Here is a 25,953-nt window from a genome sequence, read left to right as displayed (position 1 = left end):
GAACCTCCCGTACCGTGGACCCATGCGCTCTGCTCTCACGGTCGCCAGGGTGACCTCCCTGCTCGGGGTCTTCCTGGCCGTCTCGGTGCTCATGGGGATCATCGGTGCGGGTCTGCTCGCCCCCGTCGTCGGGGCCGCCGGTTTCGCGGCCCGCGAGAGCGTGGGCATGTTCGAGCAGCTGCCCGGGGACCTCGAGCAGAACCCGCTGGCCCAGCAGTCCCGGATCCTCGCCGCCGACGGCAGCGTCATCGCCACCCCCGCCAAGCAGAACCGCATCATCGTGGCCAGCGAGGACATCTCCCAGGCCATGAAGGACGCCCAGGTCGCCATCGAGGACGAGCGCTTCTTCCAGCACGGGGGGATGGACCTGGAGGCGCTGGCGCGGGCCGTGGTGCAGAACGCCACCACCGACAACACCCAGGGCGGCTCGACGCTGACCCAGCAGTACATCAAGCTGGCGCTGGTGGAGCAGGCCGTGAAGGAGAACGACGCGGAGGCGTGGAACGCCGCCCAGGCCCGCGCGGGCATGGAGGGCTACATCCGCAAGCTGCGCGAGCTGAAGTACGCCATCACCCTGGAGGAGCGGCTCACCAAGGACGAGATCCTCACCGGCTACCTCAACCTCGCCTTCTACGGCAACAACTCCTACGGGGTCGAGGCGGCCGCCCGCAACTACTTCGACAAGAACGCCTCCGAGCTCACCGTCGCCGAGGCCGCGCTGCTGGCCGGCATCGTCCGCTCCCCCTCCACGACCAACCCGGTCACCAATCCCGAGGCCGCGCAGGCCCGCCGCGACCTCGTCATCGCCAAGATGCTCGAGCTGGGCATGATCGACCAGGCCGAGGCGGACGAGGCGTTCGCCGTCGAGGTCGAGGACCGGCTCCGCACGGACAGCCAGCGCTCCTGCCTGAACTCCCGCAACCCCTACTTCTGCGACTACGTGGAGGCGTGGCTGATGACCCAGCCCGCGCTGGGCGACACGCGGGAGGAGCGCTACGAGAACCTCACGACCAACGGGCTCACCGTCGAGACCACGCTGGATTTGGAGCTCTCCGACCAGCTGCACGAGATCCTGCTCGAGGCCACGCCCTACGACAACGACTACTACCTCGCCTCGGCCGCCTCCGTGGTCGAGCCCGGCACCGGCCACGTCCTGGCCTTCAACCAGTCCAGCGAGTACTCCTTCGAGGAGAGCACCGACAAGATCGAGAAGACCTCGGTCAACTGGAACGTCGACGACCGCTTCGGCGGCCCCGGTGGTATGGAGGTCGGTTCCGTCGCCAAGGCCTACACCATCGTGGAGGCCCTGGAGAAGGGCGTCCCCGTGGAGGCGGAGATCAGCATCCGCGAGCCGGGGAAGGCCACGTGGGGCAACGTCTGGCTGGACAACCCGGAGGACCCGGTCCCCCAGGAGGAGTGGCCCACCGACCCCGACGACGTCTTCGACGCCGCGGTCTTCCTGCCCGAGGACTTCGACGAGGGGTGCACGATCGGCGAGGAGTACTGGACCGTCCGCAACTCCGGGGACAACGCGATGCCCGAGGAGATGAGCCTGCGGGACGCCTCTGCACAGTCGGTCAACACCGCCTTCGCCTCGCTGGCCTCCCAGGTCGGCACCTGCGACATCGGTGACACCATGACGGCGATGGGCCTGCAGAACTCCCGTGGCGGGGTCTACGGCGAGGACCCCGGCAACGCGGAGAGCCGGCTCGCCACCTCGCTCGTCCTCGGCTCGGACTGGGCCAGCCCGCTGACGGTCGCCGCCTCCTACGCCACCTTCGCCTCCGGCGGCATCTACTGCCCGCCGGTGCCGGTGACCCGCATCACCGACGCCAAGGGCAACGAGCTCCCGCTCGAGGTGGGTGAGTGCGAGCGAGCCATCGACGAGGAGATCGCGCACGCCTCGATCGAGCTGCTCAAGGGGGTCGTCAGCCCCCAGGGGTCGGGTTACCTGGCCGTCCTGGACGGTGAGCGTCCCTCCGCCGGCAAGACCGGCACCAACAACAACGCGTCGCACACCTGGTTCGCGGGGTTCACCCCCCAGCTGTCCACGGCCGTCTTCGTCGGCAACGTCCCCGGCGCGGCCCGGTCCCCCGAGACGCTCGTCGACATCCAGGTCGGCGACCGCTACATCGAGGGCCCGCTCTACGGCTCGTCGCTGGCCGCGCCGACGTGGAAGCGGATCATGGACTGGGCGCTGCGCGACACGGAGCCGCAGGACTGGCCCGAGCCCACCGACGAGCTGCTCAACGGCAAGCGGGTCACCATCCCCCAGGTGGTGGGCCTGCCCGTCGAGGAGGCCCAGGACGAGCTGCGCGACGCGGGGCTCACCGGCACGATCGAGCGCGTCTCCTCCAGCCAGCCCGAGGGTGTCGTCGTCTACACCACCCCGGGGGTCGGCTCCTCGATCCAGACCTCGACCCCGGTGGTGCTGCACGTCTCGAGCGGCTTCGCCCCCCCGGTGGCCCCGCAGCCCTCGCAGCCCCCCTCGCAGCCGTCGCCGGCACCCCAGCCGCCCTCGCAGCCGGAGCCGCCGCCCACCACCGAGCCCGAGCCCGAGCCGCCGCCCACCTCCGAGCCGGAGCCGCCGCCGGCGCCCGCGCCGCCGCCCAGCCCGCCCGGCAACCCCGACCCCCCGGGGCAGGACGACGACGGGGACGACGAGGGCCAGGGCTGAGACACACGGGAGGGCAGCTTCCTCCCCGGGTGGCCGGCGGGTGACGATGGGTCATGCGCAGCGTGATCTGGGACCTCGGCGGAACCCTGCTGGACACCTACCCCGTGGTCGACCGGGCCCTGGCCCGGGCCGTCACGGGAGGCGGTGAGCCGGAGCCCTCCCTCCTGGACGAGGTGGCCCGGCTCACCCGCGTCTCCAGCGGCCACGCCATCTCCGAGCTCTCCGACCGCCACGGGGTCCCCGAGATGGCGCTCCGGGAGGCCTACGCGGCCACCCGGGAGACGTGGCGCGACGACCCGCCGGCCCCAATGGCCGGGGCGGAGGAGGTCCTGGCCGCGGTGCGGGCCGGGGGCGGGTCGAACCTCGTGGCGACGCACCGCGACCGGCAGAGCGCCCTCGAGCTGCTCTCGGCGGCCGGCCTCGAGGTCGACGACCTGGTCAGCGCCTCCGACGGGTTCCCCCGCAAACCGGACCCCGCCATGGTGGCCGAGCTCCTCCGCCGGCACGACCTCGACCCGGCCGACGTGCTCATGGTCGGCGACCGGCCCGCGGACGTCGAGGCGGCCGGGTCCGCAGGCGTCCTGGGGGTGCTGCTGGTCACCGCGGGCGTGGAGCACGGGCAGCCCGGTATCCGACGGGTGGGCGCGCTGGAGGAGCTGCTCGGGCTGATCGGCGCGGACCGGTCGCCGTGAGCGGCGGGGCGCGGCGCGTCGGGCCTACCGGTGCGTGCCCGGCGACCGCCCGCGCTCAGGCCCCCAGCGCCTGGCGCACCGCGGCGGCGATGCGCCCGCCCTCGGCCCGACCCGCGACCCGAGGCTGCAGCATCTTCATGACCTGCCCCATACCGCGCAGGTCCTCGACGCCGGCCTCGGCGACCGCGTCGCGGGCCATGGCCAGCAGCTCCTCGTCGGAGAGCTGGGCGGGCAGGTAGCCCTCCAGGACGACCAGCTCGGCCTCCTCCTGGGCGGCCAGCTCCGCCCGCCCGGCCCCGTGGTAGGCCTCGGCCGCCTCCCGCCGCTTCTTGGCCTCCTTGGCCACCACCTTGAGCACCTCGTCGTCGGACAGCTCGCGATGGGCCTTCCCGGCGACCTCCTCGTTGGTCACGGCCGTCAGCACCATCCGCAGGGTCCCGGCACGCACCTTGTCCTGTGCCCGCATGGCGTCGGTGAGGTGCTGCTGAAGGGTGGCCTTGAGTCCGGTGCGGTCAGTCATGCGACCAGTCTCCCATCCACCTGGGAGGATCCCGTCATGGTTTCTCCCGATGCCCGAGCGCGGTCGGTATGGCGTGCGCTCACCACCGCCGCGGCCGTGGCCGCTGGTGCGGGTGCCGCGGTGGCCGCCTACGCGACGTGGGTGGAGCCGCGGTGGTTCGCCCTGCGGCGGGTCGAGGTGCCGTGCCTGCCCGCGGGGTCCGGCCCGGTGCGCGTGCTGCACGTCTCGGACCTGCACCTGGTCCCCCGGCAGCGCCGGAAGCGCAGCTGGGTCGCCGGTCTGGCGGCCCTGGCGCCGGACCTGGTCGTCAGCACCGGCGACAACCTGGCCGACATGGCGGCCGTGCCGGCGGTGCTCGACACCTACGACGGCCTGCTGGACCGTCCGGGCGTCTTCGTCCTGGGGTCCAACGACTACTTCCCCCCGAAGCCCAAGAACCCGCTGCGCTACTTCGACGACAGCCACCGCAAGGGCGAGGAGCTCACGCCCGAGCGGCTGCCCACGCAGGACCTGGTCGACGGTCTGACCGACCGCGGCTGGGTCGACCTGACCCATCGCCGCGCCTGCCTCACAGTGGCCGGGGTCGCGCTGGAGCTGGTCGGGACCGACGACGCCCACCTGGAGCGCGACCGGTACGACGCCGTCTCCGCCCCGGCCGATCCGACCGCGGCCCTGACGATCGGCGTCACCCACGCCCCCTACCAGCGGGTGCTCGACGCGATGGCGGCCGACGGAGCGGGCCTGATCATGGCCGGGCACACCCACGGGGGGCAGCTCCAGGTGCCGGGCGTCGGGGCCCTGGTGACGAACTGCGACCTGGGGACCGACCGCGTCGCGGGGCTGTCCCGCTGGTGGCCCGGTGCCGGCACCACCCCCTCGCGCCTCGCGCCCGCCGATGCCGCGTGGCTGCACGTCTCCGCCGGCCTGGGGGGCAACCCCTACACGCCGTTCCGCTTCTGGTGCCGGCCCGGCGCGACCCTCCTGACGCTGGTCGAGCGCCACCCGGTCGGGACCCCGGGCTGACGCGGCCGGCCCGGATTTAGGTGCTGCCCCGACCGTGGTCTATTCTGGGCGCTGCTGTGCCGGACGGATCCCCGTCGGGCCGGTAGCCACGGGGTGTGGCGCAGCTTGGTAGCGCGCTTCGTTCGGGACGAAGAGGCCGCAGGTTCAAATCCTGTCACCCCGACCACACAAGAACCGGCCCTGACCTGCGGAAACGCAGTCAGGGCCGGTTTGCGTTGTCCCACTTGGGCATAAACTGGGGCATAACTGGACCGGCTGCGACCATGAATGACCCCCGCGAGGCGGCAACCTCCGGGGGTCGGACGACAGCAAAGTAGGTGCTGACGTGGCTCCTATCGTAGCCGCCATCGCTCCGCCCGTGAAGGGCGTAGAGCCCCTCCCTGTGGCGCCCCCGGCCTCCCGTCTTCACCCGCCCCTCGGCACGCGAGCAGAGAGGCCTGCAATGAGGTAGCTACCGACCCGCTGGACGCGGCGCTGGACACGGCCTCAGCCGCGTGAACAAAACGACGACGCCCCGGTGATTGACCTCCAGGCCTGTGAACCGGCACGGGCCGCCTCCCGCACAGCAGTGCACGGCTCGCGGTGGGTAGCGACAAGCTCGCCCTCGATTCGAGGGCGAGCCCCTCGGCGTGGGTTGGAATCAACGTGAGGTCGGCCTTTGGGGGGGATTCCCACAAGTGTGCCTTGAACCGGCCCCCATGCTCTCGCTGCTCCTCCCCCCCTTCAACGCCTGACATGTGGGGTGACGCCAGGCCAGCCAACCAAAGTGAGACCGCATAGTCCTGCCTCACTGAGCTTGAACCAAAGAGAAGCGGATCATGCCAAGAGCTGAGGCCGAGCAGGTCCCTGAGCAGCGTGAACGGCGTAGGATGGGGCGATCCTCAGACCCGACCGCGCAGGAGAGCCATCGGGGACTGCTGCACGGGTAGGTGACAGGTGGGGTCAGGCCGCCTGAGGGGCGGCTGCGGCCATGGTGGCCTCGTACTCGATGGGCGTCAACCGACCGAGGCGGTCCTGGCGTCGGCGGCGGTGGTAGGTGCGCTCGAGCCAGGTGACGATGCTGATGCGTAGGTCCTGCCTGGTGGCCCATCGGCGGCGGTCCAGGACGTTCTTCTGCAGGAGGGCGAAGAAGGACTCCATGGCGGCGTTGTCCGTACTCGTGCCGACCTGGCCCATAGACCCGACCAGGTGGTGGCGGCGGAGCGCGGCCAGGTACTTCCGCGACCGGAACTGGCTGCCGCGGTCGGAGTGCACGATGCAGCCGGCGACGTCCATGCCGTGCGCGGCGCGGGTCGCGACGGCGTTGTCCAGGGCCTGCACCGCCAGGCGTGACTTCATCCGGGCGTCGATGGAGTAGCCGACGATGCGGCCTGACCAGACGTCCTTGACCGCGCACAGGTAGAGCTTGCCCTCACCGGTGGGGTGCTCGGTGATGTCGGTCAGCCACAGCTGGTTCGGGCCGGCCGCGGTGAAGTCCCGCTCGACGAGGTCCTCGTGCGCCGGCAGCCCGGGCTTGCCGTTCTTGCCGCGCTTCTTGCCGAAGGCGCTCCACCAGCCGTTGTCCGAGCAGATCCGCCACGCGGTCCGGTCGCACATGCCCACCCCGGCCTCGCGTGCCTCGTCGGCCAGCAGCCGGTGCCCGAACTCGGGGCCGTCGCGGTGGGCGTCGAACAGGGCGTTCGCGCGGTAGGCGGCCGCCAGCTCGGCACCGGTGACCGGATCCCTCAGCCACCGGTAGTACGGCTGGCGAGCGATCTTCAGCACCCGGCACGTCACCGTGACGGGGATCCCGTCGCCGGCCAGCTCGCGGACGAGCGGGTACATCATTTTGGGGAGATGTTCGCCTGCGACAGGTAGGCAGCGGCGCGCCGCAGGACCTCGTTCTCCTGCTCCAGCAGCCGGATGCGCCGTTTCGCCTCGCGCAGCTCGGCCATCTCCTCACGGTCGGCGCCGGGTTTGATCCCGGCGTCGCGGTCGGCCTGGGCCATCCAGTTCGTCAGGCACGACTCGGAGATCCCGAAGTCCTTGGCCACCTGCTTGATCGTCACCCCCTCCTCCCGTTGACGGGCGACCCGGACGACATCGTCCCGGAACTCTTGGGGATAGGGCTTGGGCATGGTGCACATCCTTTCCTGCAGCGCTTCACAGCACCACAGACTCGGTGTCACCTACCCGTGCAGCAGTCCCGCACACGCTCGTCTTCACCAGCCACATCGACGGTGATGTGTCCGACCCGGCTCAGGCTGTGTATGCCGTGGAGGGTGGCACCGTGGTCAGGGACGGATGAGCCTCCCGATTCGAGGCTACGTGAGGCTGTGCCGAGGCTCAGCCACGCGCGGCGAGCAGCCCGCGGAAGACCTCGACCAGCTCCGGCTCGTCGCCCGCACGGCACCGTGCCGCCAGCGCGTCGGGCCGGGGTGACGGTCGCTCTGACGCTTCCCCCGGCCGTCCCCTGGCTCGGAAACGGTCGTCATTGAGTCGCCTACCCCTGGCTCCGCTCTCAGCATTTCGGCGGGGTGGCGGAAAGTGTCAAGGCGGGTGAGACAGATTCCGTCAGGCGGTCTGTATGAGGGCCTCCTGTGAGGGCTGGTTGATCCACGCCGCGGTGGGCAGGTTCGGCGCCTGGGGTCGGCGGTGGCTGAAGCGCTCGGGGCGGGCGGCGTAGGCAGCGTCCAGGGTGGCTTGGCGCTGGGCGCGGACCTGCCCGGCGGTGCCGAAGTGGACACTGGCGGGGGTGTGCAGCCCGATCCCGCAGTGGCGGTGCTCGTGGTTGTAGTAGGCGAAGAACGCCTCCGCGAACGCGCCGGCGTCGGCCAGCGACCCGAAGCGCTCGGGGAAGACCGGGGCGTACTTCATCGTCTTGAACGCCGCCTCGCTGTAAGGGTTGTCGTTCGACACGTGCGGGCGGGAGTGCGACCTGGCCACGCCCAGGTCCACCAGCAGCTGGGCCACCGGTTTGGAGGTCATCGACGTGCCCCGGTCGGCGTGGATCGTCTCCGGCACGCCATGGATGCCCATGGCGTGCTCGAGCAGGTTCTTGGCGATCTCGGCGTCCTCGCGGGCAGCGATGGTCCAAGCCACGACGAACCGGGAGAAGATGTCGAGCACGACGTACAGGTCGTAGTACACGCCCCGCTCCGGCCCCTTGAGCTTGGTGATGTCCCAGGACCACACCTGCCCCGGCGCCGTCGCGACGAGCTCGGGCCGCTGCCGGGGCGGGTGGGTCGCCTCCGGCGCCGTTCCCCGGCCATGTCGTGCTCGCGCAGGATCCGGTGCATCGTCGACATCGAGCACAGGTAGGTGCCCTCGTCCAGCAACGTGGCCCAGACCTGCGCGACCGCCTTGTCCGCGAACCGCTGACTGGTCAACACGGCCAGCACGTGGGCCCGCTCGGCCGGTGTCAGCTTGTTCGCCGGCGCCGGCCGCGGCGTCCGTGGACGTGGCGGTGGCGGGTTCTTGGCCCGGTAGTGGCTCGCGCGGGAGCGGCCCAGCAGCGCGCACGCCCTGGCGGTGCCGACGTGCTCGGCCACCTGCTCGACGGCCGGGTTGATCACCGCGGCGACCGCGGCGGCTTGTCCGCGCTCTCGGAGAGCGTCTCCAAGAGCGCGTGTGCTTTTCCCATCAAGTCCAGCGCCGCCCGGGTCCGCGCGAGCTCGGCCTCGGCCTTCTCCGCCCGTGCACGTAGCGCCTGCAGCTCCCGCTCGCGCCGGTCCCGCGGCTTGCTGCCCAGCCCGGCCTGCGCGCCCGCCGCGGCGGCCTTGCGCCACTCGGCGATGTGGGAGGTGTACAGGCCCTCCCGGCGCAGGATCGCGCCCCGCTCACCGCGGTCGGCCGCGTCGTACTCGGCCAGGATCGCGGCCTTGAACTCAGCGGTGAACTTCCGCCGCTTCGGCTGGTCAGCACGAGGGGACATGACCCCATCATCGGCGCCGACATCAGCAACCGTCATTGTCATCTCAATGTGTCCATCTCTCGCCCCGTGCGAGGTCAGTAGCAAATCAGCGGTGGTGTCTCACCCCATCCTGACGCACAGGGGTGAGCCGGTCCAGCCTCGCGCTGGTCCAGGCCTATGCCACCCAGCACGTCAAGGCGTGCCCCGGTGTCGGAACGGTGTCCACCCGGATCGGCCCTGCGGGTTGCGGTCGTGTGTAGTGCAAGCCCGGGGAGACGCGGTCGTGGCGTGAGTGGGGTGCCGCCCTCGGCACGCATCGGGTTCTCGGTCACCCTCTTTGCCGATCCTTGACCAGAAGTTCACCCGAGTAGTTATAGAAGTGGTTGCACTTGAGCGCGCGGGGGTGGACACTCTGTGCTCACAGGAGTCCGATGGGGTCAGAGTCGTGGATCTCCCTGGGTCGGCTTGTGTCTGGCGGGAGACCGCTGCACCCCCGTAGTTCTTAGCCTCGTCAGAACGGATCCCCTCATGAAACGTCCTCACTTCTTCACTCTTGCCACAGCAGCCCTCTTGGTCAATGGCATTCTGCTACCAGTGCCCGCTGTCGGTGTCGAGACGACGGCCCAAGAGGCGGCCTCCTACGAGATGATGGCGGTTCCCCCCCCGCCTGCGCCGGGGAACTGTGGGGCGCCTTACACCCTCAAGACCTCGGGAGCCGAGGCACAGGTCCGAGAGTGCCGTAACAGGAGCGGTGACATCCGCGTCGACGGCAATGTCATGGACACCGACAACGACGGTCAGTGCGCCCAGGTGTACGCGACCTACAACGTCTCTACGGCGACTGACTACAGCCCGCGCGCCTGTCCGAAGGGAACGCGCATCTACTTCACGTTCCCTTGGCGAGCTGGCTCGGACGCGTTCATTTATCTGCGTGATTTCGACGTCTGAGTTGCATGATTCTCAACAGCCGTCGGCAGGGGTCCATTGTCGGGGGGTGTCCAAGGCCTTTCGACAACGGCCCGTGCTGACCGGCATCTCCTTCTCAGTCGAGCCCGGGGAGGTGGTTGCCGTTACCGGCGCCAGTGGTTCGGGCAAGTCGACCCTCCTGCTCGTCTTGGCCGGGTTGCTGGTCCCGGACGGCGGGGAGGTCACCATTGACGGCACCGACATCTGGGGTCTCGGCGCGGACGAGCGCACTTCCTTCCGACTGGGCCACATCGGGCTGGTCTTTCAGTTCGGACAGCTCGTCGGCGAGTTGACGACGCTCGACAACATCCGACTTCCCCTCTTGCTCAGCGGCCGGGATCGGAGCCAGGCCACAGTCGCAGCCCAGGCACTGATCGAAGAACTCGGTATCGCGGAGGTGGCGGGGCACTATCCGCACCAGCTTTCGGGAGGACAAGAACAGCGAGCAGCTATCGCCAGGGCGCTGGTGCTGAACCCCTCGGTGGTCCTGGCCGACGAGCCCACCGGCGCCCTGGACTCCACAGCCTCCCAGGCCGTGCTAGGTCTGCTGTTGGATGCGGCCCGAGCGCGAGGCGCAGCGGTCGTCCTGGTCACCCACGACGACCGCGTTGCCAACACTGCGGACCGTCAGGTGCACCTGCTCGACGGGCGGCTCGTTCCGGTCGGCGGACGAAAATGACTGGCTGGCTGTTAACGCGATTGTGGCGGGGGTCCGGGCCGTGGCAGTGGGTGCTGGCTGGCATGCTCGTGTCGACGGTGGCGCTTGCGACCTTGGTCGTCCTCTTCCTTGCGAGCATCCCGGTGGCCCTGGACCGGCAAGAGAACCGTCTCGCCTGGACCCAGGCCGCGGACTGGACCCAACAGGCAGATCCGCAGCACAACTTGGACTACGTCTTCGTGCACTCCGTGCGGGACCGGGTAGGAGGGGAGGACGTAGTCGTCGTCAACACGGCCGTCCACGGTGCGGGCATACCTCCTCCGCCGGGCGTAGACGCTTTCCCTGCTCCCGGTGAGGTCGTGCTGTCGCCCGCGCTGCAGGGTTTGTTGCGGGAGCAAGACGACCTGGGACGCTACGGCCGCAGTGGCGGGACGCTCGGGCCCGAGGCGCTGGCGGGCCCCACCGCCCTGATGGCTGTCCGTGGCACAGAGACCGGTCAGCTTTCGCCCGTGGCTGTTCCGGTGCTCAGCCTGGCGGTGTCGCGTGCTTCGACTCTAGATGATCCCGTGCTGGCACTGCTGTTGGCGCTGGCCGGCGTGGCGATGCTGGCGCCGCCCCTGCTGCTGGCCTACGTGTCCACCAGGGCTGCGAGCCGGACTCGAAAACGCCAGGCAGCCGCGTTGGTCATCGCAGGAGCATCTCGACGTCTACTGACCCGAGTGGTTGCCATCGAAGCTGCCGTTGGTGCGCTGGTGGGCACACTCTTGGGTTTCGGCGTACTCCTGCTCCTGCGAGGGGCGTTGGCACCCCTTGTCGTCGAGCCGCCCGCGCCCTTCGCCTCCGATCTCAGGCCTCCCTGGGCGGTGGCCGTGCTCACGGTACTCGTCCTTCCGGTGAGCGTTGGGTTCATCGCCGTGCGCACAGCGCGGCGCACCGTCCGAGACCCGCTGGGGGCAACGGTCACCGCCCGCGAGGACGGAGGTACCTGGCGCTGGGCAGCACTGGGAGTGCTCTCCCTGCTCGTCGGCGTCGTAGCGGGCCTGTCAGGTGTGCTGTCAAGAAGCCAGGCCGTCGTAGCGGCGATGGTGACCGGCGCCGTGGCCCTGCTGCTGATAGGCCCTGCTGTGTGCCGCGTGATCGGCGCCGCCCTACTCAAGTCCTCGCGAGGATCGGTGGTGCTCGCGGGCGGGTCCTTGACAGCCGCCCCCCGGGCGGCAGCGAGAATGGTCTCGACCGCTGTGCTGGCCGTGTTCGTGGCAGCGACGTTCGTGATTGCCTTCCCGACGGCTGTCGAGGCGTCGTACCGCGACCAACCGGTGGTCGAGCAGTCGACTGGGGTAGTCGCGGTACGGCTGCCCGCTGCCCCGCCTGCGAAAGTAGAGCAGTTCGCAGACCAAATCACCGGTCTGCCTGGTGTCGAGGCCGTGGCGACGGTGCTGACCGGGGAGGTGCAAACGGGCAAATCCGCGCTAACTGTGTGGATCGGCGACTGCCAGGCGATCGTCGATGCCGCGGGCATGGATCCCTCGTCCTGCTCCGGCGGGCACGCGGTCAGCCAGACGTCATTGGCGGAGTCAGAGCTGGCCGGCGCGAGTGAACTGGCGATCACCGGCCTGCAACCTCGAGAGGTAGCGGCTTTCACCGACGTCCCAGACTTCGATGCACCCTCCTCCCTGGTCCTCCCGCAACACCGTGCGGTCACCTTGCGGACATCTCCCGCAGCCATCGACCGACCGCAGATCATCGTGGACGCAGCAGTTTCCGGCTTAGATTCCTCGGCCTTCCGGCCGACGCTCGTCAACGTCAGGGTGAACGCATCCGATGTGGTGGAGGAAGTCAGCGAACTAGCACTTGCCGCGGATCCCACCGCGGAAGTGGCCACACGGGAGAGTTCGCAACAGGGCTTCGATGGTGGACTGAGACGTTACTATTTACTGATGAGCTGGGGGGCTGCGCTCACTCTGCTCACGGCCGCGGCCTCCGTGTTCACCGGCGCTGTCTCGGGCCACCTGGAGCGCGCTCGCACGACATCGGTCCTGTGGGCCGCCGGTGCGCGCGTGGTCACTCTGCGCCGAGCATCTCTGCTGGCCATTCTGACCCCACTCGCCTCGTTGTCCACCCTGGCCTTGCTGCTCGGGGTGCTGAGCGCCCTGCTGATCATCCCGGGTGCGGCCCCTGCCTGGGTGGCCCTCGGAGGGTTGTGGCCGGTACTCCTTGGTCTGGGATTGACTAGCGTGGCTGCCGCGGCAGCCAGTTGGCTGGTCGGCGCCACTTCAACCACGACGCAGATCCGCCACGAGTAAACGGGGCGCGGACCGGGAGTTCCTGAAAAAAGCAGCGGCCTCTTCGTCACGGAGAACGCCTCGAACAACCCCAACGGGCGTTCGAGCTGATCCATACGGCAAGAAAAGCCAACCCGACTCCCCCCGCCAGACCCCCCGTCAGTCGTGTAAGAGTCCCGTGGAGTGGTGGGGTTTGGGGAGGCGGTGTGGCTCCCTGACGTGAGGGGGTCATCGGCGAGATGCTCGGTGTGTACCGCCAAGCACTCACCAGAGGAGATCTCACCGATGACCCTTCCCCAGTCTGCCGTGTCCGACCTGCTGGACGCACTTCGCGCCGGCGACGGCGTCGATCTCGTGCGCGAGTCCGTGCGGATCGTGCTGCAGGAGCTGATCGAGGCCGAGGCCACCGAGGCCATCGGCGCCGGCCGCTACGAACGCACGCCCGGGCGGGTGACCGAGCGCAACGGCACCCGGCCCAAGCTGCTGACGACCAAGGGCGGCGACGTCACCGTCGCGATCCCCAAGCTGCGCCAGGGCAGCTTCTTCCCCTCGATCCTGGAGCCGCGCCGGCGCATCGACCAGGCGTTGTACGCGGTGGTGATGGAGGCCTACGTCCACGGCATGTCCACCCGCTCGGTCGACGACCTGGTCACCGCGCTCGGTGGCACCGGCATCTCCAAGTCCGAGGTGTCACGGATCTGCGCCGGCCTGGACGAGGCGGTCGGGGCGTTCCGCACCCGCCGCCTGGACCACGCCCGCTTCCCCTACGTCTACCTGGACGCGACCTACCTGCACGTGCGCACCGAGGCCGCGATGGTGGTGTCCAAGGCGGTCGTGGTCGCCACCGGCGTCACCGAGCACGGCCGCCGCGAGGTGCTGGGCCTGGACGTCGGCGACAGCGAGGACGAGGTCTTCTGGCGCGCGTTCCTGACCGGGCTCAAGAAGCGTGGCCTGGGCGGGGTGCAGCTGGTCATCTCCGACCAGCACGCCGGCCTGGTCGCGGCGCTGACCCGGGTGTTCCAGGGCTCGGCCCACCAACGCTGCCGGGTCCACTTCATCCGCAACGTCCTCGCGCACGTGCCGAAGGCCGAGACCGAGATGGTCGCCGCGATCTTCCGCACCATCTTCGCCCAACCCGACCTGGCCGCGATCGACAAGCAGTGGGACAGGGTGCGTGACGACCTCGCCGCCCGGTACCCAAGGACGGGCCCGGTGATGGACGCCGCGAAGTCGGAGGTGCTCGCGTTCGCGGTCTTCCCGCGCGAGCACTGGCGCAAGATCTGGTCCACCAACCCCCTCGAGCGGCTGAACAAGGAGATCAAGCGCCGTGCCCGAGTCGTGGGCATCTTCCCGAACGAGGCCGCCGTCGTCCGCCTCATCGGCGCCGTTCTGGCCGACACTCACGACGAGTGGCAGGTCGACGACCGCCGCTACCTGTCCGAAGCCTCCATGGCCAAGATCTACCCCACCGGTGATACTGGAACCGTCGCCCTCGAGAAAGGCGACCGGTAGGCAACGAGCATCACCTCAAAGCCCACCACCCAGCGGGGCTCTATCTCAGTCGTCGCATGCGACGTACTCCAAGGGGTCTTCGGTGACAAACAGCTCTGGTCCTCCAGCGTCAGGACGTACCACGTAGGTGATCTGCTGGCGGTCCCCGAGCTCGCCACGGTCGGGCTTCACATCGTTGAACTCCACGTCCGACCAGTCCAAGCAGGCGGTCACCTCGTACCGTTCCCCCTCAGTGATCGTCTCGACCCCGGTGACAGTCACCTCCGTGTCACCGGACTGAACCGAGTTCCGCTCCCGACGCGACTGAACGTTGGAAACCCACTGGGCGACAGCCTGTCCTCGCGCCACCTTGGCCAGCTCACCCACCTCGAGCTCGAGGTTCTGACTCACCATGTCAAGCATCGCCCAGGCTTGCTCAACGGCCTCGGCGGCGTCCCGCTGCCCCTGGTCCTTGAGCTCGACGGCGGTGGGGCCGGCGGCGGCCTCTGTGGTCTGCACCGCGTCATCCACGGGCGGTGGGGCGGTCTCAGTCGTCGCAGTGCCCTGGTCAACGGTGCTCGGAGCCGGCGTGGGGCTCTCGGTCACCGGGGCATTGGAGCAACCGGTCAGCGCAAGCGTTCCCGCTGCGATCAGGCTTCCCAGTCGAACCCGAGTGCTCACCATGTCCTGTTTCCTTCCATACCTACCAAAGCGGCCGACTGGCTGTCTGGGTCTCACGCGCGGATAACTTGGCACATTACCGCTGGTTGGTGACGGCCAGTCGGCGCAGGCAAGGAGCCTGTGGATAACATGAACCCGCGCACCGGCGAACCCCCTCCTGACCTTGTCCGAGGCGAGCCTAGAGCCCGGATCTGGCCCCGCCGGGGGTTCTTACCAAACATTTACCAAGGTCTGTCCACGTGCTCCCGCGAGAATCAGGGCCGCCGGCTCGCGGCGTCGCGAGCATTCACCAACGCCTCTTCCACCCGTGCGGGCTGGACATCCAGGGCCCGAGCTAGAGCGCGAACAACATCCGGGCCTGGTGCCCTGAGGTAGCTGCCGCTTTCCCACCTCCTCAGGGTGGACGTCGACGTGCTGGCGGCAGCGGCGAGCTCTCTCAGGCTCATCCCTCGGACGACTCGCAACTCTCGTAGAGCCAGGGCCTCGAAACCGTCTCGCTGCAGCAGGTCGACGGGTTCCACCCCGAAGGCTCGCGCTATGCGCAGCAGTGTGGCCGGCCTCGGCACCGCGAGACCCCTCTCCCATGCCGAGACCGCAGCAGCCCCCCTGACGCCAACCATCATGGAGAGCGCCTGCTGCGTCCAACCGTTGCTGAGTCGCAGATCGCGCAGACGCGCGGCGCTCACCGGCACTCTCGCGTACGTAGGAGAGCTCTCGGCGGCCACGACGTCGTCCACGCGCTGCACTATAGGTTCCGATTGTCAGGCGACATTGGCTGTGGCCAGAGGGCGATCAGCCCCAGCATCCTGCAGATGTGCTGAGACCCTGAGCAGCAACCTGTCGCTTTTGGAGGCATGAGCACTCCAGGCAGACCTGAATCGACCCCCCGCCGACGCCTCCAATTCGAGTCGCTTACCGAAGCGGCCAGACGGACCGGCCTGAGCACCCGCACACTTCGCCGCAGGATCGCTGAAGGACGCTTGCCTGCCTACAGAGCTGGGCAGCGAGTCCTCCGGGTGAACCCCGAGGACGTAGATCGCTTGATGGTTCGCGTGCCGACGGTGTGAAGAGCACAAACTGCGGGGCTGCTGCCGGGCTAGGTGACGCGGGGAACGTCCTCTGACCCGTCCACCCGCCTGGCGCTGCCACGGTAAATCACCAACCCCGGCGCTGTCCCAGGGGCAGCGCCTCGGTCCGTAACAGGATGCGGCAGATGAGTACGTTTGATTGTCGGTGCGGGTGCTCTTAGCCTGGATCCACCGATCGGGTGAGCCGGTGAAGCGGCGTGGGAAAGCGAGAAATGCCCTTCTGACCTGGGAAGATACGACTTGTCTAGAGCACGTATCACCCAAACCGGAAGGGCATCTCGTAGATGCAACTCTCTCACACCCTCCCCGTGGTCTCCGCGACGTTCGATGACCCCAACCTCGTGTCTGCCGCCGGGCTTGTCCCGCTGATGACGCTGGCCGAAGAAGCCGGCCTGCACGCCCTGGGCGATGAGCACCTGAGCCTGCCGACCGACAAGGGCGCCAACGCCGGCGCCAAGCTGGCCGCCCTGGTGGCGGGTATGGCCGCCGGCGCGGACAGCATCGAGGATATGGGGCTCTTGCGCCACGGCGCGATGGGCAAGCTGTTCGAACGGCCCTATGCCCCCTCCACGCTCGGTTCGTTCCTGCGCACGTTCACCTTCGGCCACGTCCGCCAGGGCGACGCGGTCGCCTCCCGCTTCACCCTCGCCCTGACCGGGCGCACCGGGCTGCTGGGCCGGGCCGGCGACACCGGGACGGTGCTGCTCGACCTGGACGACACCATCGTGGAGGTCCACGGCTACGCCAAGCAGGGCGCCGGGTTCGGCTACAGCGGGGTCCGAGGGTTGAACGCGCTGCTGGCGACCGTGTCCACCGAGCAGACCGCCCCGGTCATCGCCGCCCAACGCCTGCGCAAGGGTTCCGTGGGTTCCTCCCGTGGCGCGGCCCGGTTGACCACCGATGCCCTGGCGCTGGTCCGGCGCAGCCACCTGGCCGGGCGACCGGTGCTCCTGCGCGCCGATTCCGCGTTCTACTCCGCCGCCCTGGTGGGCGCCGCCGACAGGGCCGGTGCACAGGTCTCGATCACCGTGCGGCTGGACCCGGCGGTCAAGCGCGCCATCGCCGCGATCGCCGAGGACGCGTGGACCACGATCAGGTACACCGACGCGATCTACGACCAGGCCACCGGCAGGTGGGTCTCGCGGGCCGAGGTCGCCGAGATCGACTACACCGCGTTCACCTCGGCCAAGAAGTCCGAGCAGGTCACTGGCCGGCTGGTGGTGCGCCGCGTCCCGGACCTGAACCCCAGGGCCAAGGACGGGCAGGAGTCGATGTTCGACACCTGGCGCTTCCACGCGTTCTTCACCACCACGCCCGCCACCGAGCGGGACACCGTGGCCGCCGACCAGGTCCACCGGGGCCACGCGGTCATCGAGAACGTCCACGCCGACCTGAAAGCCTCGGCCCTGGCGCACCTGCCCTCGGGCAAGTTCGCTGCCAACGCCGCCTGGCTCATCGCCGCGGTCATGGCGTTCAACCTCACCCGCGCCGCGGCCACCCTGACCGGCAGCACCCGCCTGGCGCGGGCGACGACGCCCACGATCCGCCGCAAGCTGGTCAACCTGCCAGCCCGGGTCGCCTCCTCCGCCCGCCGCCTGCACCTGCACCTACCCCGAGACTGGCCCTGGGAGCACGCCTGGACCGTCCTCTACGACGCGCTCCGCCCCGGCCGGGCCGCAGCACCCGCCTGACCCCAGCCCCCGTCCCTACCAGCAGGAACCCAGTGGAAAAGCCGGGCAGACCGGCAGTTCACGCGCGCCCTCACGACCCTCGCCCCGTCACAGACCTGACCCCGTCCTACAGCGGCCCATCCACCTGCCCATCGGTGGATCGAGGCTTAGGGGGTGCGCAGGACGCGGACGGGGTCGCGGGTGGCGGCGTAGAGGGCTGGGGGGATGGCGGCGGCGAGGGCTGCGAGGAGGGCGAGGGTGGCGGTGCCGGTGATGAACTGCCAGGGGGGTGTGGCGTCGAGGCGGTGGGTGAGGTATATGCCCAGCCCAGTGCCCAGGGCGGCGCCCAGGAGGGCGGGGCCGAGGGTGCGCAGGGTGACCAGGGAGATGATCGTGCCGCGGGTGGCTCCGAGGGCGCGGCGGCGGCCGAGGTCCTTGCTGCGCACGAGCACGTCGGCCAGGACCACGATGGCGGTCAGCAGGGCCCCGCCGCCGAGGACGGCGAGCAGGAGGGTGCGGCCGAAGCCGGCGAGGTCTCCGGTGACCTGTTCCTGGAGCTGGGCCAGGGAGACGGGGGAAATGATGGTCAACGAGTCGGGGGTGGGCGGGTCGATGAGGCGCAGCACCTGGCCCTGGGCCGCCTGGGCGGCGCGGGCGTCGGTGAGGACGACGTGCAGGCTGTCCAGGGCCCGACCTTGCGGGCTAACGTATAGGACGCCGGTGCCGTAGTCGCTGAAGGGTTCGCGGGGGGTGTAGGACCCGACGACGGCCCAGTCGTCCACGACGGTGGTGGAGGCCTGGGCGACCCACCCGACGGGCGCCTGCATGCCGAGGCGATCCATCGCGGTTTCGGTGACGATGGCCTCGCCGGGGCCGGGCCAGCGGCCCGAGGTCAGGGTGGCCACGTCGGCCAGGTCGCCGTGCACGCCCCACGCGGGGACGCGGGTGGCTCCTTGCCCGACGGCGCCGTTGACGACGTCGACGGGGATGATCGTGCCGATGGCCCGCTCCGTGGTGGACAGGCCGGCGGTCTGGTCCACGATCGTGGGGGAGATGAGCTCGTCGCCGCGGGCGTCGGAGACGACCAGGACGCGGGAGCCGGCGGAGTCGAGGCGGGACAGGAGCTGTTCCTCGGCGGCGGCGGTGCGTCCGACGGTGGCCAGGGTGGCGGCGCACATGGTCGCGACGAGGAAGGTGACCAGGGTGGAGGGGACCTTCGCGACCCAGGCGGTGGCGAGGGCCTCGCGCAGCATCAGCAGGATCCTCACAGCGACAGCACCTGCCCGGAGCGTTCGATCACGAACGGGTCGTGGGTGGCGATGACCACGGTCCTGGCCACGCCACCGTCCTCGGTGCCGCCGGCCGCAGCGGATAGGGCGGCCAGGACCCCGGTGGCGTTGTCGCGGTCCAGGTTGCCGGTCGGCTCGTCGGCCAGGATGACGGCCGGGTCGGTGACCAGGGCCCGGCAGACCGCGACCCGTTGGGCCTGCCCGCCGGAGATCTCCCCGGGCCGGTGGTCCGCCCGGGCCCCGACGCCCATCTGCTCCAGCAGGTCCCGGCCGCGGGAGCGGGCCCGGGACAGGGACCAGCCGGCATAGAGCGCCGGCTCGACGACCGAGTCCAGCACGGTGCGGGTCGGGTCCAGGGCCGCGTCCTGGAAGACGAACCCGATCCGATGCGCCCGCACCCGGGAGCGGACCGCGTCCGGGGCCGAGGAGACGGCCACGCCGTCCAGCAGCACCCGGCCCTTGGTCGGGGCCAGCATCAGCCCCAGCACGTAGAGCAGGGTCGACTTGCCCCGCCCCGAGGGTCCGGTCAACGCGGTCACCTCGCCCGGGACGAACTCGTGGGACAACCCGTCGAACAGCTCCTCACCACCACGGGTGTAGGCGAACGAGAGGTTCTCGACGGCCAGCGCCACGCCGCCTCACCCGTCCTGGGTCGAGCCCGACCCGTCCCCGGGCCCGGACTCCTCGCCCGACCCGCCCCCGGGCGCCGGTGCCGGCGGCGCACCGCCGCCGGGCTGCCCCATACCCGCACCCTGGCCGGTGACCTGCACCCGGGCGCCGGGCTCGATCCCCTCGACCACGGTCACCCCCTGGCCCGACCCTCGGACGGTCACATCGACCTCACCGGCGTCGGTCACCACGAACGTCCGCCCGTCCGGGGCGGTGCGGACCGCAGCCGCCGGGACCGTGGTGCCCTCGACCTTGGGCACGATGACCACCGCCGAGCGCAGCGTGACTTGGGCGTCGTTGGGCAGCACGCCACAGTCGTCCCCGCACACCTCGCCGCCGTCGGGAGCGGTGAGGGTGAAGGTGGTCGAGCCGTACTCGTCCAGGCTCGAGGAAGCGATCACCCCGGTCCAGGCATGGTCCTCGTAGGAGATCTCCACCGTCGCCTCGGCCGGGATCAACCGGGCCTGCTCCTGGGTGACGACCAGCACGAACTCCCGCTGACCGGTCGGGGCCAGCACCGAGTCCTCGCCCCCACCGAGGGTCCGCCCGACCGCGATCGCATCGCCCAGCTGCACCACCGCGGGCAGGTCCGTGACCGCGACCAGCTCACCGAGCGCGACCACACCGCTCTGGGGCCGGCCCTCGTCCTTCTGCCAGGCCTTGACCGCGCGCTCGGTCGCCGGCCCGAAGTCGCCGTCGGCCGTGCCGGTGAGGTAGTCGTCGCGGATGAGCAGCTCCTGCAGGGCAGTCACGTCCTCGCCCTTGGTGCCCCGCGTCAGGTCGCGCCAGAACGGCCGGTCCGCCTCGACCACGCGCACCGGGGTGTCACCGACGACATAAACGACGTCAGCGGGGCCGACCTCGCCCGGCGAGACGGCCGTCACCACCCCCGAGAGGGCGTTGGCCGCCACCGGCAGCGCCGGCTGCCGCAAGGTCGTCGATAACGGCAACGAGCGACCCACCGACCCCTGGCTCGCCTCGGCCCACACGACCTGCTCGGTCCCGGCCGTCGCCTCGTCCTGCGGCACCGAGGACGTCAACGTCGCACGGGAGGCCCACCAGCCCGCCGCCACCGCGCCGCCCAGCAGCACCAGCGCCAGCAGCACACCCAGCGCCCTGCGCGCCCCTGAACTCTTCGTCGGGTCCGTCATCACATCCCTCTCCACGCCGGACGGTGTCGTGACCCTAACGCGTCAGACCCCGGGTCAGGTTGGGAACCCGCCTCCTCGTCACTCAACCGTGACCTCCCCAGCCATAACCGCCGCAAGTACAGGCGCGCCCGGCTCAAGCAGGGCCAGGACGTCGCCGAACACATGACCAAGCCAAAACGACCGGCGTGCCGAAACCAGGAGATTCCGTCAGCGGCATGAGCGCCAGCACTTTGGAGGTCACTCGCGGCTGAACTCGACCCATCGTACGTCGCTGTCGATGGCGACGCGCTCGCTGGCACCAATCCACGCCTCCCGTGGAGCCCTCCGCCCCATGCTCATCTACAGGGTTACTCGCACCACAGGGTGTTCCGGGGTCGACCAACGACGAACCCAACCAGCGTCCACCTCAAAGGCCAGGTTCCGCAACGGCGACCACGGCGGAATCTTCGGGCACCACGGCGCGGGCCCAAGGCGCGCTGGACTGCTCATCTGCGAATAGCCCGGTAAGTAGACCCTCTCGGCATTGGCGGGTGCGATCACCACGGTGCCGACGTACCTCACTCGTCGCGGCATTGCGTTGACGTGGGCGGGGTCGAATGGTCGTAGATTGAGAACCGCGTACATCTAAGCCTCGATCCACCGATGGGCAGGTGGATGGGCCGCTGTAGGACGGGGTCAGGTCTGTGACGGGGCGAGGGTCGTGAGGGCGCGCGTGAACTGCCGGTCTGCCCGGCTTTTCCACTGGGTTCCTGCTGGTAGGGACGGGGGCTGGGGTCAGGCGGGTGCTGCGGCCCGGCCGGGGCGGAGCGCGTCGTAGAGGACGGTCCAGGCGTGCTCCCAGGGCCAGTCTCGGGGTAGGTGCAGGTGCAGGCGGCGGGCGGAGGAGGCGACCCGGGCTGGCAGGTTGACCAGCTTGCGGCGGATCGTGGGCGTCGTCGCCCGCGCCAGGCGGGTGCTGCCGGTCAGGGTGGCCGCGGCGCGGGTGAGGTTGAACGCCATGACCGCGGCGATGAGCCAGGCGGCGTTGGCAGCGAACTTGCCCGAGGGCAGGTGCGCCAGGGCCGAGGCTTTCAGGTCGGCGTGGACGTTCTCGATGACCGCGTGGCCCCGGTGGACCTGGTCGGCGGCCACGGTGTCCCGCTCGGTGGCGGGCGTGGTGGTGAAGAACGCGTGGAAGCGCCAGGTGTCGAACATCGACTCCTGCCCGTCCTTGGCCCTGGGGTTCAGGTCCGGGACGCGGCGCACCACCAGCCGGCCAGTGACCTGCTCGGACTTCTTGGCCGAGGTGAACGCGGTGTAGTCGATCTCGGCGACCTCGGCCCGCGAGACCCACCTGCCGGTGGCCTGGTCGTAGATCGCGTCGGTGTACCTGATCGTGGTCCACGCGTCCTCGGCGATCGCGGCGATGGCGCGCTTGACCGCCGGGTCCAGCCGCACGGTGATCGAGACCTGTGCACCGGCCCTGTCGGCGGCGCCCACCAGGGCGGCGGAGTAGAACGCGGAATCGGCGCGCAGGAGCACCGGTCGCCCGGCCAGGTGGCTGCGCCGGACCAGCGCCAGGGCATCGGTGGTCAACCGGGCCGCGCCACGGGAGGAACCCACGGAACCCTTGCGCAGGCGTTGGGCGGCGATGACCGGGGCGGTCTGCTCGGTGGACACGGTCGCCAGCAGCGCGTTCAACCCTCGGACCCCGCTGTAGCCGAACCCGGCGCCCTGCTTGGCGTAGCCGTGGACCTCCACGATGGTGTCGTCCAGGTCGAGCAGCACCGTCCCGGTGTCGCCGGCCCGGCCCAGCAGCCCGGTGCGCCCGGCCAGGGCGAGGGTGAAGCGGGAGGCGACCGCGTCGCCCTGGCGGACGTGGCCGAAGGTGAACGTGCGCAGGAACGAACCGAGCGTGGAGGGGGCATAGGGCCGTTCGAACAGCTTGCCCATCGCGCCGTGGCGCAAGAGCCCCATATCCTCGATGCTGTCCGCGCCGGCGGCCATACCCGCCACCAGGGCGGCCAGCTTGGCGCCGGCGTTGGCGCCCTTGTCGGTCGGCAGGCTCAGGTGCTCATCGCCCAGGGCGTGCAGGCCGGCTTCTTCGGCCAGCGTCATCAGCGGGACAAGCCCGGCGGCAGACACGAGGTTGGGGTCATCGAACGTCGCGGAGACCACGGGGAGGGTGTGAGAGAGTTGCATCTACGAGATGCCCTTCCGGTTTGGGTGATACGTGCTCTAGACAAGTCGTATCTTCCCAGGTCAGAAGGGCATTTCTCGCTTTCCCACGCCGCTTCACCGGCTCACCCGATCGGTGGATCCAGGCTAAGCTCCAGGCCGGACCGACACCTGCTTCACCCCGCCGCCAAAGACGTCTCGATGACGACCCCGGCGTCACGCGCCCGCTCGATACCTTGGATGGGCGGTCCCGCTGTGGTTGCCCCGTTCGCCGTGTCTTGGTATGTTGCCCGCGAATCTACACTCAGCTGGACGGGAGCTTAGGAGTGGTTCGTTCAAAGTCTGTCTCGCAGGTTGTGGCGTGTGGCGCGCTCGCCCTGGCCCTGGTGGTATCAACGGCGATACCGGGCAGCGCGTACGGATTCAAGGACGGGTACCGGTACCGTTCCTCATGCATTCAGCCGTCTGATCCGTGGGTGCGCGCACAAGGATCGGGCACCCTGAACATTGTTGGCCCAGGCCAGCCGTACGAGACCGAACGCAGCGGATCTCCGGGCTACTGGTACGTCGCTGGCACGTACAACGGTGGCTACTGGTCGGTTGAGGCGCCCGGATCCGGGACCGTCAGCAGCTCTGGCACCTACTCCTTCTGTCTCAATCCGTGAGCCTGCCCCGAAGCCGTGCAGTCATCCTCCTGGTGTCCGCTGGCGCGGCGCTGACGGCCTGCACCGACTCCGGTCACCCGGCCACGGAGTCTGCAACCCACACGCAGCGGGTAGCTGAGCCCGATCCGGGGCGAGGCCCAACGGCAGCCCCGCTCCGCGAGACTGCGTGGGGCATGGCCATCCCCGAGGCACCGATCGACCGGAGCAACGAAGCCGAGATGGCCAGGCAGTGGTGGACCGCCAAAGCTTCGTGCCTCACCGAGAACGGCTTCCCCGCCCACTACGACGGCGAGGGAATCACGATCACGGGCGGCGGATCAGATCAGCGCGAGGCTCGGCGGGCCCAGTCAGCCGCATGCCACGAGGCGATCACGGAAAGGCTCGGGCCCCTTCCCACCGAGATCCCCTACTCAGCTGACGAGCTCCGAGCCCAGCACGCCCTCCTGGTCGAGTCAGCAGACTGCCTCCGGCAGCGTGGCTACCCACCATCGACCGAGCCGCCGAGCGTGGACGCCTTCATCGCCAACGAGTACCTCGTCTACGCAGGGAATGAGCAGGCCCTTGACGACCGCTGGAGTCCCTACCCTGAAGATCCGAACGCCTATCTTCGGGCAGAAGTAGCGTGCCCCTACCCCATGGGCCCCGAGATCACCGCCTGGCTGGCGGACAAGTCGCCGTGAGTCCGCCGGGTGGCCCCGCCCTGGGACGCCGCTGCTTTCCGTGTTCCTTCTCGGGTGCGGTCAGGGTGGCGTTCCCGACCCTCTCCTACCGCTGGTGGCCCACAGCTTCGCCCTAACCGCCGGGCAGGCTGGGACTGGAGCGGGTTCCTCAATGTGCGGGCCGGTGTACCCGTCAGGGACTTGCGGCGGTGACGGACTGACCTCTGCGTCATTCGCTTCTGTCGGTGCCTCGACGTTGGGTGCGCTGGCGGCCGAGGCGGGATTGGGGGCCGAAGCCTGCTCAGCCGTAGTGCTGCCGCAGCCGCTGACAATCAGCAAGGCGGGGGACTGTCCGCTAAACGGTGTTTCTGGCCCGACGCGCCGGCACCGCTGGCGGGGAAGGTCATGAGATGACCGAGAAGATCTCGAGCATGAGCTCGATGCCGAAGGAAGCCAGGAAGACGGTCTCGCGCAGCGAGACCGAGCGCACCGCGGTCCGGGAGCTGGTCAGGGCTGCCCGTGCCCGTGGGGAGGACCTGACCGGCCCGGACGGGCTGCTCAAGGCGATCACCGCCACCGTCCTGGAGACGGCCCTGGAAGAGGAGCTGACCGAGCACCTCGGTCACGAGAAGCATCAGGCACCCACGTCCGGCAACGGCAACATCCGCAACGGCACGAGGCCCAAGACGGTCCTGACCGACGCCGCCGGGTAGGTGACCATCGCGGTGCCGCGCGACCGGGCCGGCACCTTCGAGCCGGTGATCGTCAAGAAGCGACAGCGGCGCCTCTCGGACGTGGACGCGGTCGCGATCATCCTGTTCGCCAAGGGCCTGACCACCGGTGAGATCTCCGCCCACTTCCAGGAGGTGTACGGAGCCTCGATCTCCAAGGACACCGTCAGCCGGATCACCGACAAGGTCCTGGAGGAGATGGCCACCTGGTCCTCCCGACCGTTGCAGGGCGTCTACGCCGCCATCTTCATCGACGCGATCTACGTCAAGGTCCGCGACGGCCAGGTCGGCAACCAGCCCTTCTACGCCGCGATCGGCGTCGACCTGGGGGGTCGCCGGGACGTGCTCGGCCTGTGGGCCGGGCAGGGTGGTGGGGAGTCGGCGAAGGTCTGGATGAACGTGCTGGCCGACCTGAAGAACCGCGGCGTGGCCGACGTCTTCTTCATCGTCTGCGACGGCCTCAAGGGCCTGCCCGACTCCGTGAACGCGGTCCCGCAGGCGATCGTGCAGGCGTGCGTGATCCACCTCATCCGGGCGACGCTGCGGTACGCCTCCCGGAAGTACTGGGACCAGCTGGCCAAGGACCTTCGTCGCATCTACACCGCACCCTCGGTCGAGGCGGCGTGGGCGGCGTTCGAGGAACTTGAGGAGAAGTGGGGCAAGCCCTACCCCGCGATCCCGAAGATGTGGAGAGCGGCGTGGGAGGAGTTCATCCCCTTCCTGGCCTACGACCTGAAGATCCGCCGCGTGCTGTTCTCCACCAACGCCATCGAGTCCCTGCGCGCGAGGTACCGGCGCGCGGTGACCGTGCGCGGGCACTTCCCGACCGAGCAGGCCGCCCTGAAGTGCCTGTACCTGGTGACCCGCGGGCTAGACCCCAAGGGCACCGGGCAGGCACGATGGACCATGCGGTGGAAGCCCGCGCTCAACGCTTTCGCCGGTCACCTTCGCCGACCGCATGCCGGCCGCGGAGAACCTCTGAGATGAATGCC

Annotated in this window: 18 protein-coding genes, 1 tRNA gene and 2 pseudogenes; 12 read left to right on the top strand and 9 right to left on the bottom strand. The window is 69.7% G+C overall.

What is annotated here, in order from left to right; all coding sequences use genetic code 11:
* Nucleotides 1-22: 22 nt before the first annotated feature.
* Both E3Z34_RS02390 and E3Z34_RS02385 read left to right on the top strand, forming a co-directional pair.
* On the top strand, nucleotides 23-2,677 hold the full coding sequence (locus E3Z34_RS02390) for a transglycosylase domain-containing protein (RefSeq protein WP_134772319.1): 2,655 nt from the start codon (nucleotides 23-25) through the stop codon (nucleotides 2,675-2,677).
* Between the two features lie 53 nt (nucleotides 2,678-2,730).
* A complete protein-coding gene (locus E3Z34_RS02385; RefSeq protein WP_134772318.1) occupies nucleotides 2,731-3,369 on the top strand; it encodes an HAD-IA family hydrolase in 639 nt (212 codons plus the stop codon).
* A gap of 55 nt (nucleotides 3,370-3,424) precedes the next feature.
* On the opposite strand, the gene E3Z34_RS02380 is transcribed toward E3Z34_RS02385, so the two are convergent.
* Nucleotides 3,425-3,889: a GatB/YqeY domain-containing protein gene (locus E3Z34_RS02380; RefSeq protein ID WP_134772317.1), complete on the bottom strand. Its 465-nt coding sequence runs from the start codon at nucleotides 3,887-3,889 to the stop codon at nucleotides 3,425-3,427.
* A 36-nt stretch (nucleotides 3,890-3,925) separates the two neighbouring features.
* Here E3Z34_RS02380 and E3Z34_RS02375 point away from each other — a divergent pair, with 36 nt between their 5' ends.
* Together E3Z34_RS02375 and E3Z34_RS02370 are read left to right on the top strand one after the other, a co-directional pair.
* Nucleotides 3,926-4,912, top strand: a complete 987-nt coding sequence (locus tag E3Z34_RS02375) for a metallophosphoesterase (RefSeq protein ID WP_134772316.1) — start codon at nucleotides 3,926-3,928, stop codon at nucleotides 4,910-4,912.
* Between the two features lie 89 nt (nucleotides 4,913-5,001).
* Nucleotides 5,002-5,078, top strand: a tRNA-Pro gene (locus E3Z34_RS02370).
* 776 nt (nucleotides 5,079-5,854) lie between these two features.
* Here E3Z34_RS02370 and E3Z34_RS02365 read toward each other — a convergent pair.
* Both E3Z34_RS02365 and E3Z34_RS02360 read right to left on the bottom strand, forming a co-directional pair.
* A protein-coding gene (locus tag E3Z34_RS02365) for an IS3 family transposase (protein ID WP_238695307.1) occupies nucleotides 5,855-7,029 on the bottom strand; the annotation gives its coding sequence in 2 pieces (ribosomal slippage) (nucleotides 5,855-6,760 and nucleotides 6,763-7,029; 1,173 coding nt in all).
* A gap of 436 nt (nucleotides 7,030-7,465) precedes the next feature.
* A pseudogene (locus E3Z34_RS02360) lies at nucleotides 7,466-8,825 on the bottom strand (IS3 family transposase).
* A 507-nt stretch (nucleotides 8,826-9,332) separates the two neighbouring features.
* Between E3Z34_RS02360 and E3Z34_RS18490 the strand changes: the two are divergent.
* From E3Z34_RS18490 to E3Z34_RS02340, 4 genes are all read left to right on the top strand, one after another.
* Entirely contained in the window at nucleotides 9,333-9,752 is a 420-nt protein-coding gene (locus E3Z34_RS18490; protein WP_238695306.1) for a hypothetical protein, read from the top strand.
* 73 nt (nucleotides 9,753-9,825) lie between these two features.
* On the top strand, nucleotides 9,826-10,449 hold the full coding sequence (locus E3Z34_RS02350; RefSeq protein WP_238154411.1) for an ABC transporter ATP-binding protein: 624 nt from the start codon (nucleotides 9,826-9,828) through the stop codon (nucleotides 10,447-10,449).
* 62 nt (nucleotides 10,450-10,511) lie between these two features.
* The gene (locus E3Z34_RS02345) at nucleotides 10,512-12,731 is read left to right on the top strand and encodes an FtsX-like permease family protein (RefSeq protein ID WP_158288586.1); all 2,220 of its coding nucleotides are present in this window, start codon (nucleotides 10,512-10,514) and stop codon (nucleotides 12,729-12,731) included.
* Nucleotides 12,732-12,995: 264 nt separating this feature from the next.
* On the top strand, nucleotides 12,996-14,222 hold the full coding sequence (locus E3Z34_RS02340) for an IS256 family transposase (protein ID WP_134772314.1): 1,227 nt from the start codon (nucleotides 12,996-12,998) through the stop codon (nucleotides 14,220-14,222).
* A gap of 45 nt (nucleotides 14,223-14,267) precedes the next feature.
* Here E3Z34_RS02340 and E3Z34_RS02335 read toward each other — a convergent pair whose 3' ends face one another.
* A complete protein-coding gene (locus E3Z34_RS02335; protein ID WP_134772313.1) occupies nucleotides 14,268-14,807 on the bottom strand; it encodes a hypothetical protein in 540 nt (179 codons plus the stop codon).
* Nucleotides 14,808-15,136: 329 nt separating this feature from the next.
* Nucleotides 15,137-15,502 (bottom strand): helix-turn-helix domain-containing protein, encoded by a 366-nt coding sequence (locus E3Z34_RS20065; RefSeq protein WP_420818983.1) that lies wholly within the window; start codon nucleotides 15,500-15,502, stop codon nucleotides 15,137-15,139.
* A gap of 234 nt (nucleotides 15,503-15,736) precedes the next feature.
* On the opposite strand from E3Z34_RS20065, the gene E3Z34_RS02325 reads away from it, so the two are divergent.
* Both E3Z34_RS02325 and E3Z34_RS02320 read left to right on the top strand, forming a co-directional pair.
* Complete coding sequence (locus E3Z34_RS02325) at nucleotides 15,737-15,949, top strand: helix-turn-helix domain-containing protein (protein WP_122263703.1); 213 nt, start codon at nucleotides 15,737-15,739, stop codon at nucleotides 15,947-15,949.
* A gap of 305 nt (nucleotides 15,950-16,254) precedes the next feature.
* Complete coding sequence (locus tag E3Z34_RS02320; protein ID WP_134772311.1) at nucleotides 16,255-17,661, top strand: IS1380 family transposase; 1,407 nt, start codon at nucleotides 16,255-16,257, stop codon at nucleotides 17,659-17,661.
* A gap of 146 nt (nucleotides 17,662-17,807) precedes the next feature.
* Here E3Z34_RS02320 and E3Z34_RS02315 read toward each other — a convergent pair whose 3' ends face one another.
* The 4 genes from E3Z34_RS02315 to E3Z34_RS02300 all read right to left on the bottom strand — a co-directional run bounded on the left by E3Z34_RS02315 (nucleotide 17,808) and on the right by E3Z34_RS02300 (nucleotide 22,930).
* A complete protein-coding gene (locus tag E3Z34_RS02315) occupies nucleotides 17,808-18,908 on the bottom strand; it encodes an ABC transporter permease (protein WP_134772310.1) in 1,101 nt (366 codons plus the stop codon).
* Complete coding sequence (locus E3Z34_RS02310; RefSeq protein WP_122263877.1) at nucleotides 18,905-19,561, bottom strand: ABC transporter ATP-binding protein; 657 nt, start codon at nucleotides 19,559-19,561, stop codon at nucleotides 18,905-18,907. The genes E3Z34_RS02315 and E3Z34_RS02310 overlap by 4 nt, the downstream gene beginning before the upstream one ends.
* A 6-nt stretch (nucleotides 19,562-19,567) precedes the next feature.
* Complete coding sequence (locus tag E3Z34_RS02305; protein ID WP_134772309.1) at nucleotides 19,568-20,749, bottom strand: peptidoglycan-binding domain-containing protein; 1,182 nt, start codon at nucleotides 20,747-20,749, stop codon at nucleotides 19,568-19,570.
* A 774-nt stretch (nucleotides 20,750-21,523) separates the two neighbouring features.
* Nucleotides 21,524-22,930: an IS1380 family transposase gene (locus tag E3Z34_RS02300; protein WP_134772308.1), complete on the bottom strand. Its 1,407-nt coding sequence runs from the start codon at nucleotides 22,928-22,930 to the stop codon at nucleotides 21,524-21,526.
* 814 nt (nucleotides 22,931-23,744) lie between these two features.
* Here E3Z34_RS02300 and E3Z34_RS02295 point away from each other — a divergent pair.
* On the top strand, nucleotides 23,745-24,251 hold the full coding sequence (locus E3Z34_RS02295; RefSeq protein ID WP_134772307.1) for a hypothetical protein: 507 nt from the start codon (nucleotides 23,745-23,747) through the stop codon (nucleotides 24,249-24,251).
* Between the two features lie 419 nt (nucleotides 24,252-24,670).
* Nucleotides 24,671-25,943: pseudogene (locus E3Z34_RS02290) on the top strand (IS256 family transposase).
* The last annotated feature ends 10 nt before the right edge of the window (nucleotides 25,944-25,953 follow it).

Origin of the sequence: Ornithinimicrobium flavum (assembly GCF_004526345.1) — a bacterium.
Taxonomy (GTDB): Bacteria; Actinomycetota; Actinomycetes; order Actinomycetales; family Dermatophilaceae; genus Ornithinicoccus; species Ornithinicoccus flavus.
Note: the sequence above shows the minus strand (reverse complement) of the source record. Positions and strands in the feature narration are given on the sequence as shown.

What these genes read in the sequence shown, in the direction of transcription:
- E3Z34_RS02390 (WP_134772319.1), top strand. Translation starts at nt 23, where the DNA reads ATGCGCTCTGCTCTCACGGTCGCCAGGGTGACCTCCCTGCTCGGGGTC.
- E3Z34_RS02385 (WP_134772318.1), top strand. Translation starts at nt 2,731, where the DNA reads ATGCGCAGCGTGATCTGGGACCTCGGCGGAACCCTGCTGGACACCTAC.
- E3Z34_RS02380 (WP_134772317.1), bottom strand. Translation starts at nt 3,889, where the DNA reads ATGACTGACCGCACCGGACTCAAGGCCACCCTTCAGCAGCACCTCACC.
- E3Z34_RS02375 (WP_134772316.1), top strand. Translation starts at nt 3,926, where the DNA reads ATGGTTTCTCCCGATGCCCGAGCGCGGTCGGTATGGCGTGCGCTCACC.
- E3Z34_RS18490 (WP_238695306.1), top strand. Translation starts at nt 9,333, where the DNA reads ATGAAACGTCCTCACTTCTTCACTCTTGCCACAGCAGCCCTCTTGGTC.
- E3Z34_RS02345 (WP_158288586.1), top strand. Translation starts at nt 10,512, where the DNA reads ATGCTCGTGTCGACGGTGGCGCTTGCGACCTTGGTCGTCCTCTTCCTT.
- E3Z34_RS02340 (WP_134772314.1), top strand. Translation starts at nt 12,996, where the DNA reads ATGACCCTTCCCCAGTCTGCCGTGTCCGACCTGCTGGACGCACTTCGC.
- E3Z34_RS20065 (WP_420818983.1), bottom strand. Translation starts at nt 15,502, where the DNA reads ATGGTTGGCGTCAGGGGGGCTGCTGCGGTCTCGGCATGGGAGAGGGGT.
- E3Z34_RS02325 (WP_122263703.1), top strand. Translation starts at nt 15,737, where the DNA reads ATGAGCACTCCAGGCAGACCTGAATCGACCCCCCGCCGACGCCTCCAA.
- E3Z34_RS02320 (WP_134772311.1), top strand. Translation starts at nt 16,255, where the DNA reads ATGCAACTCTCTCACACCCTCCCCGTGGTCTCCGCGACGTTCGATGAC.
- E3Z34_RS02305 (WP_134772309.1), bottom strand. Translation starts at nt 20,749, where the DNA reads ATGACGGACCCGACGAAGAGTTCAGGGGCGCGCAGGGCGCTGGGTGTG.
- E3Z34_RS02300 (WP_134772308.1), bottom strand. Translation starts at nt 22,930, where the DNA reads ATGCAACTCTCTCACACCCTCCCCGTGGTCTCCGCGACGTTCGATGAC.
- E3Z34_RS02295 (WP_134772307.1), top strand. Translation starts at nt 23,745, where the DNA reads ATGGCCATCCCCGAGGCACCGATCGACCGGAGCAACGAAGCCGAGATG.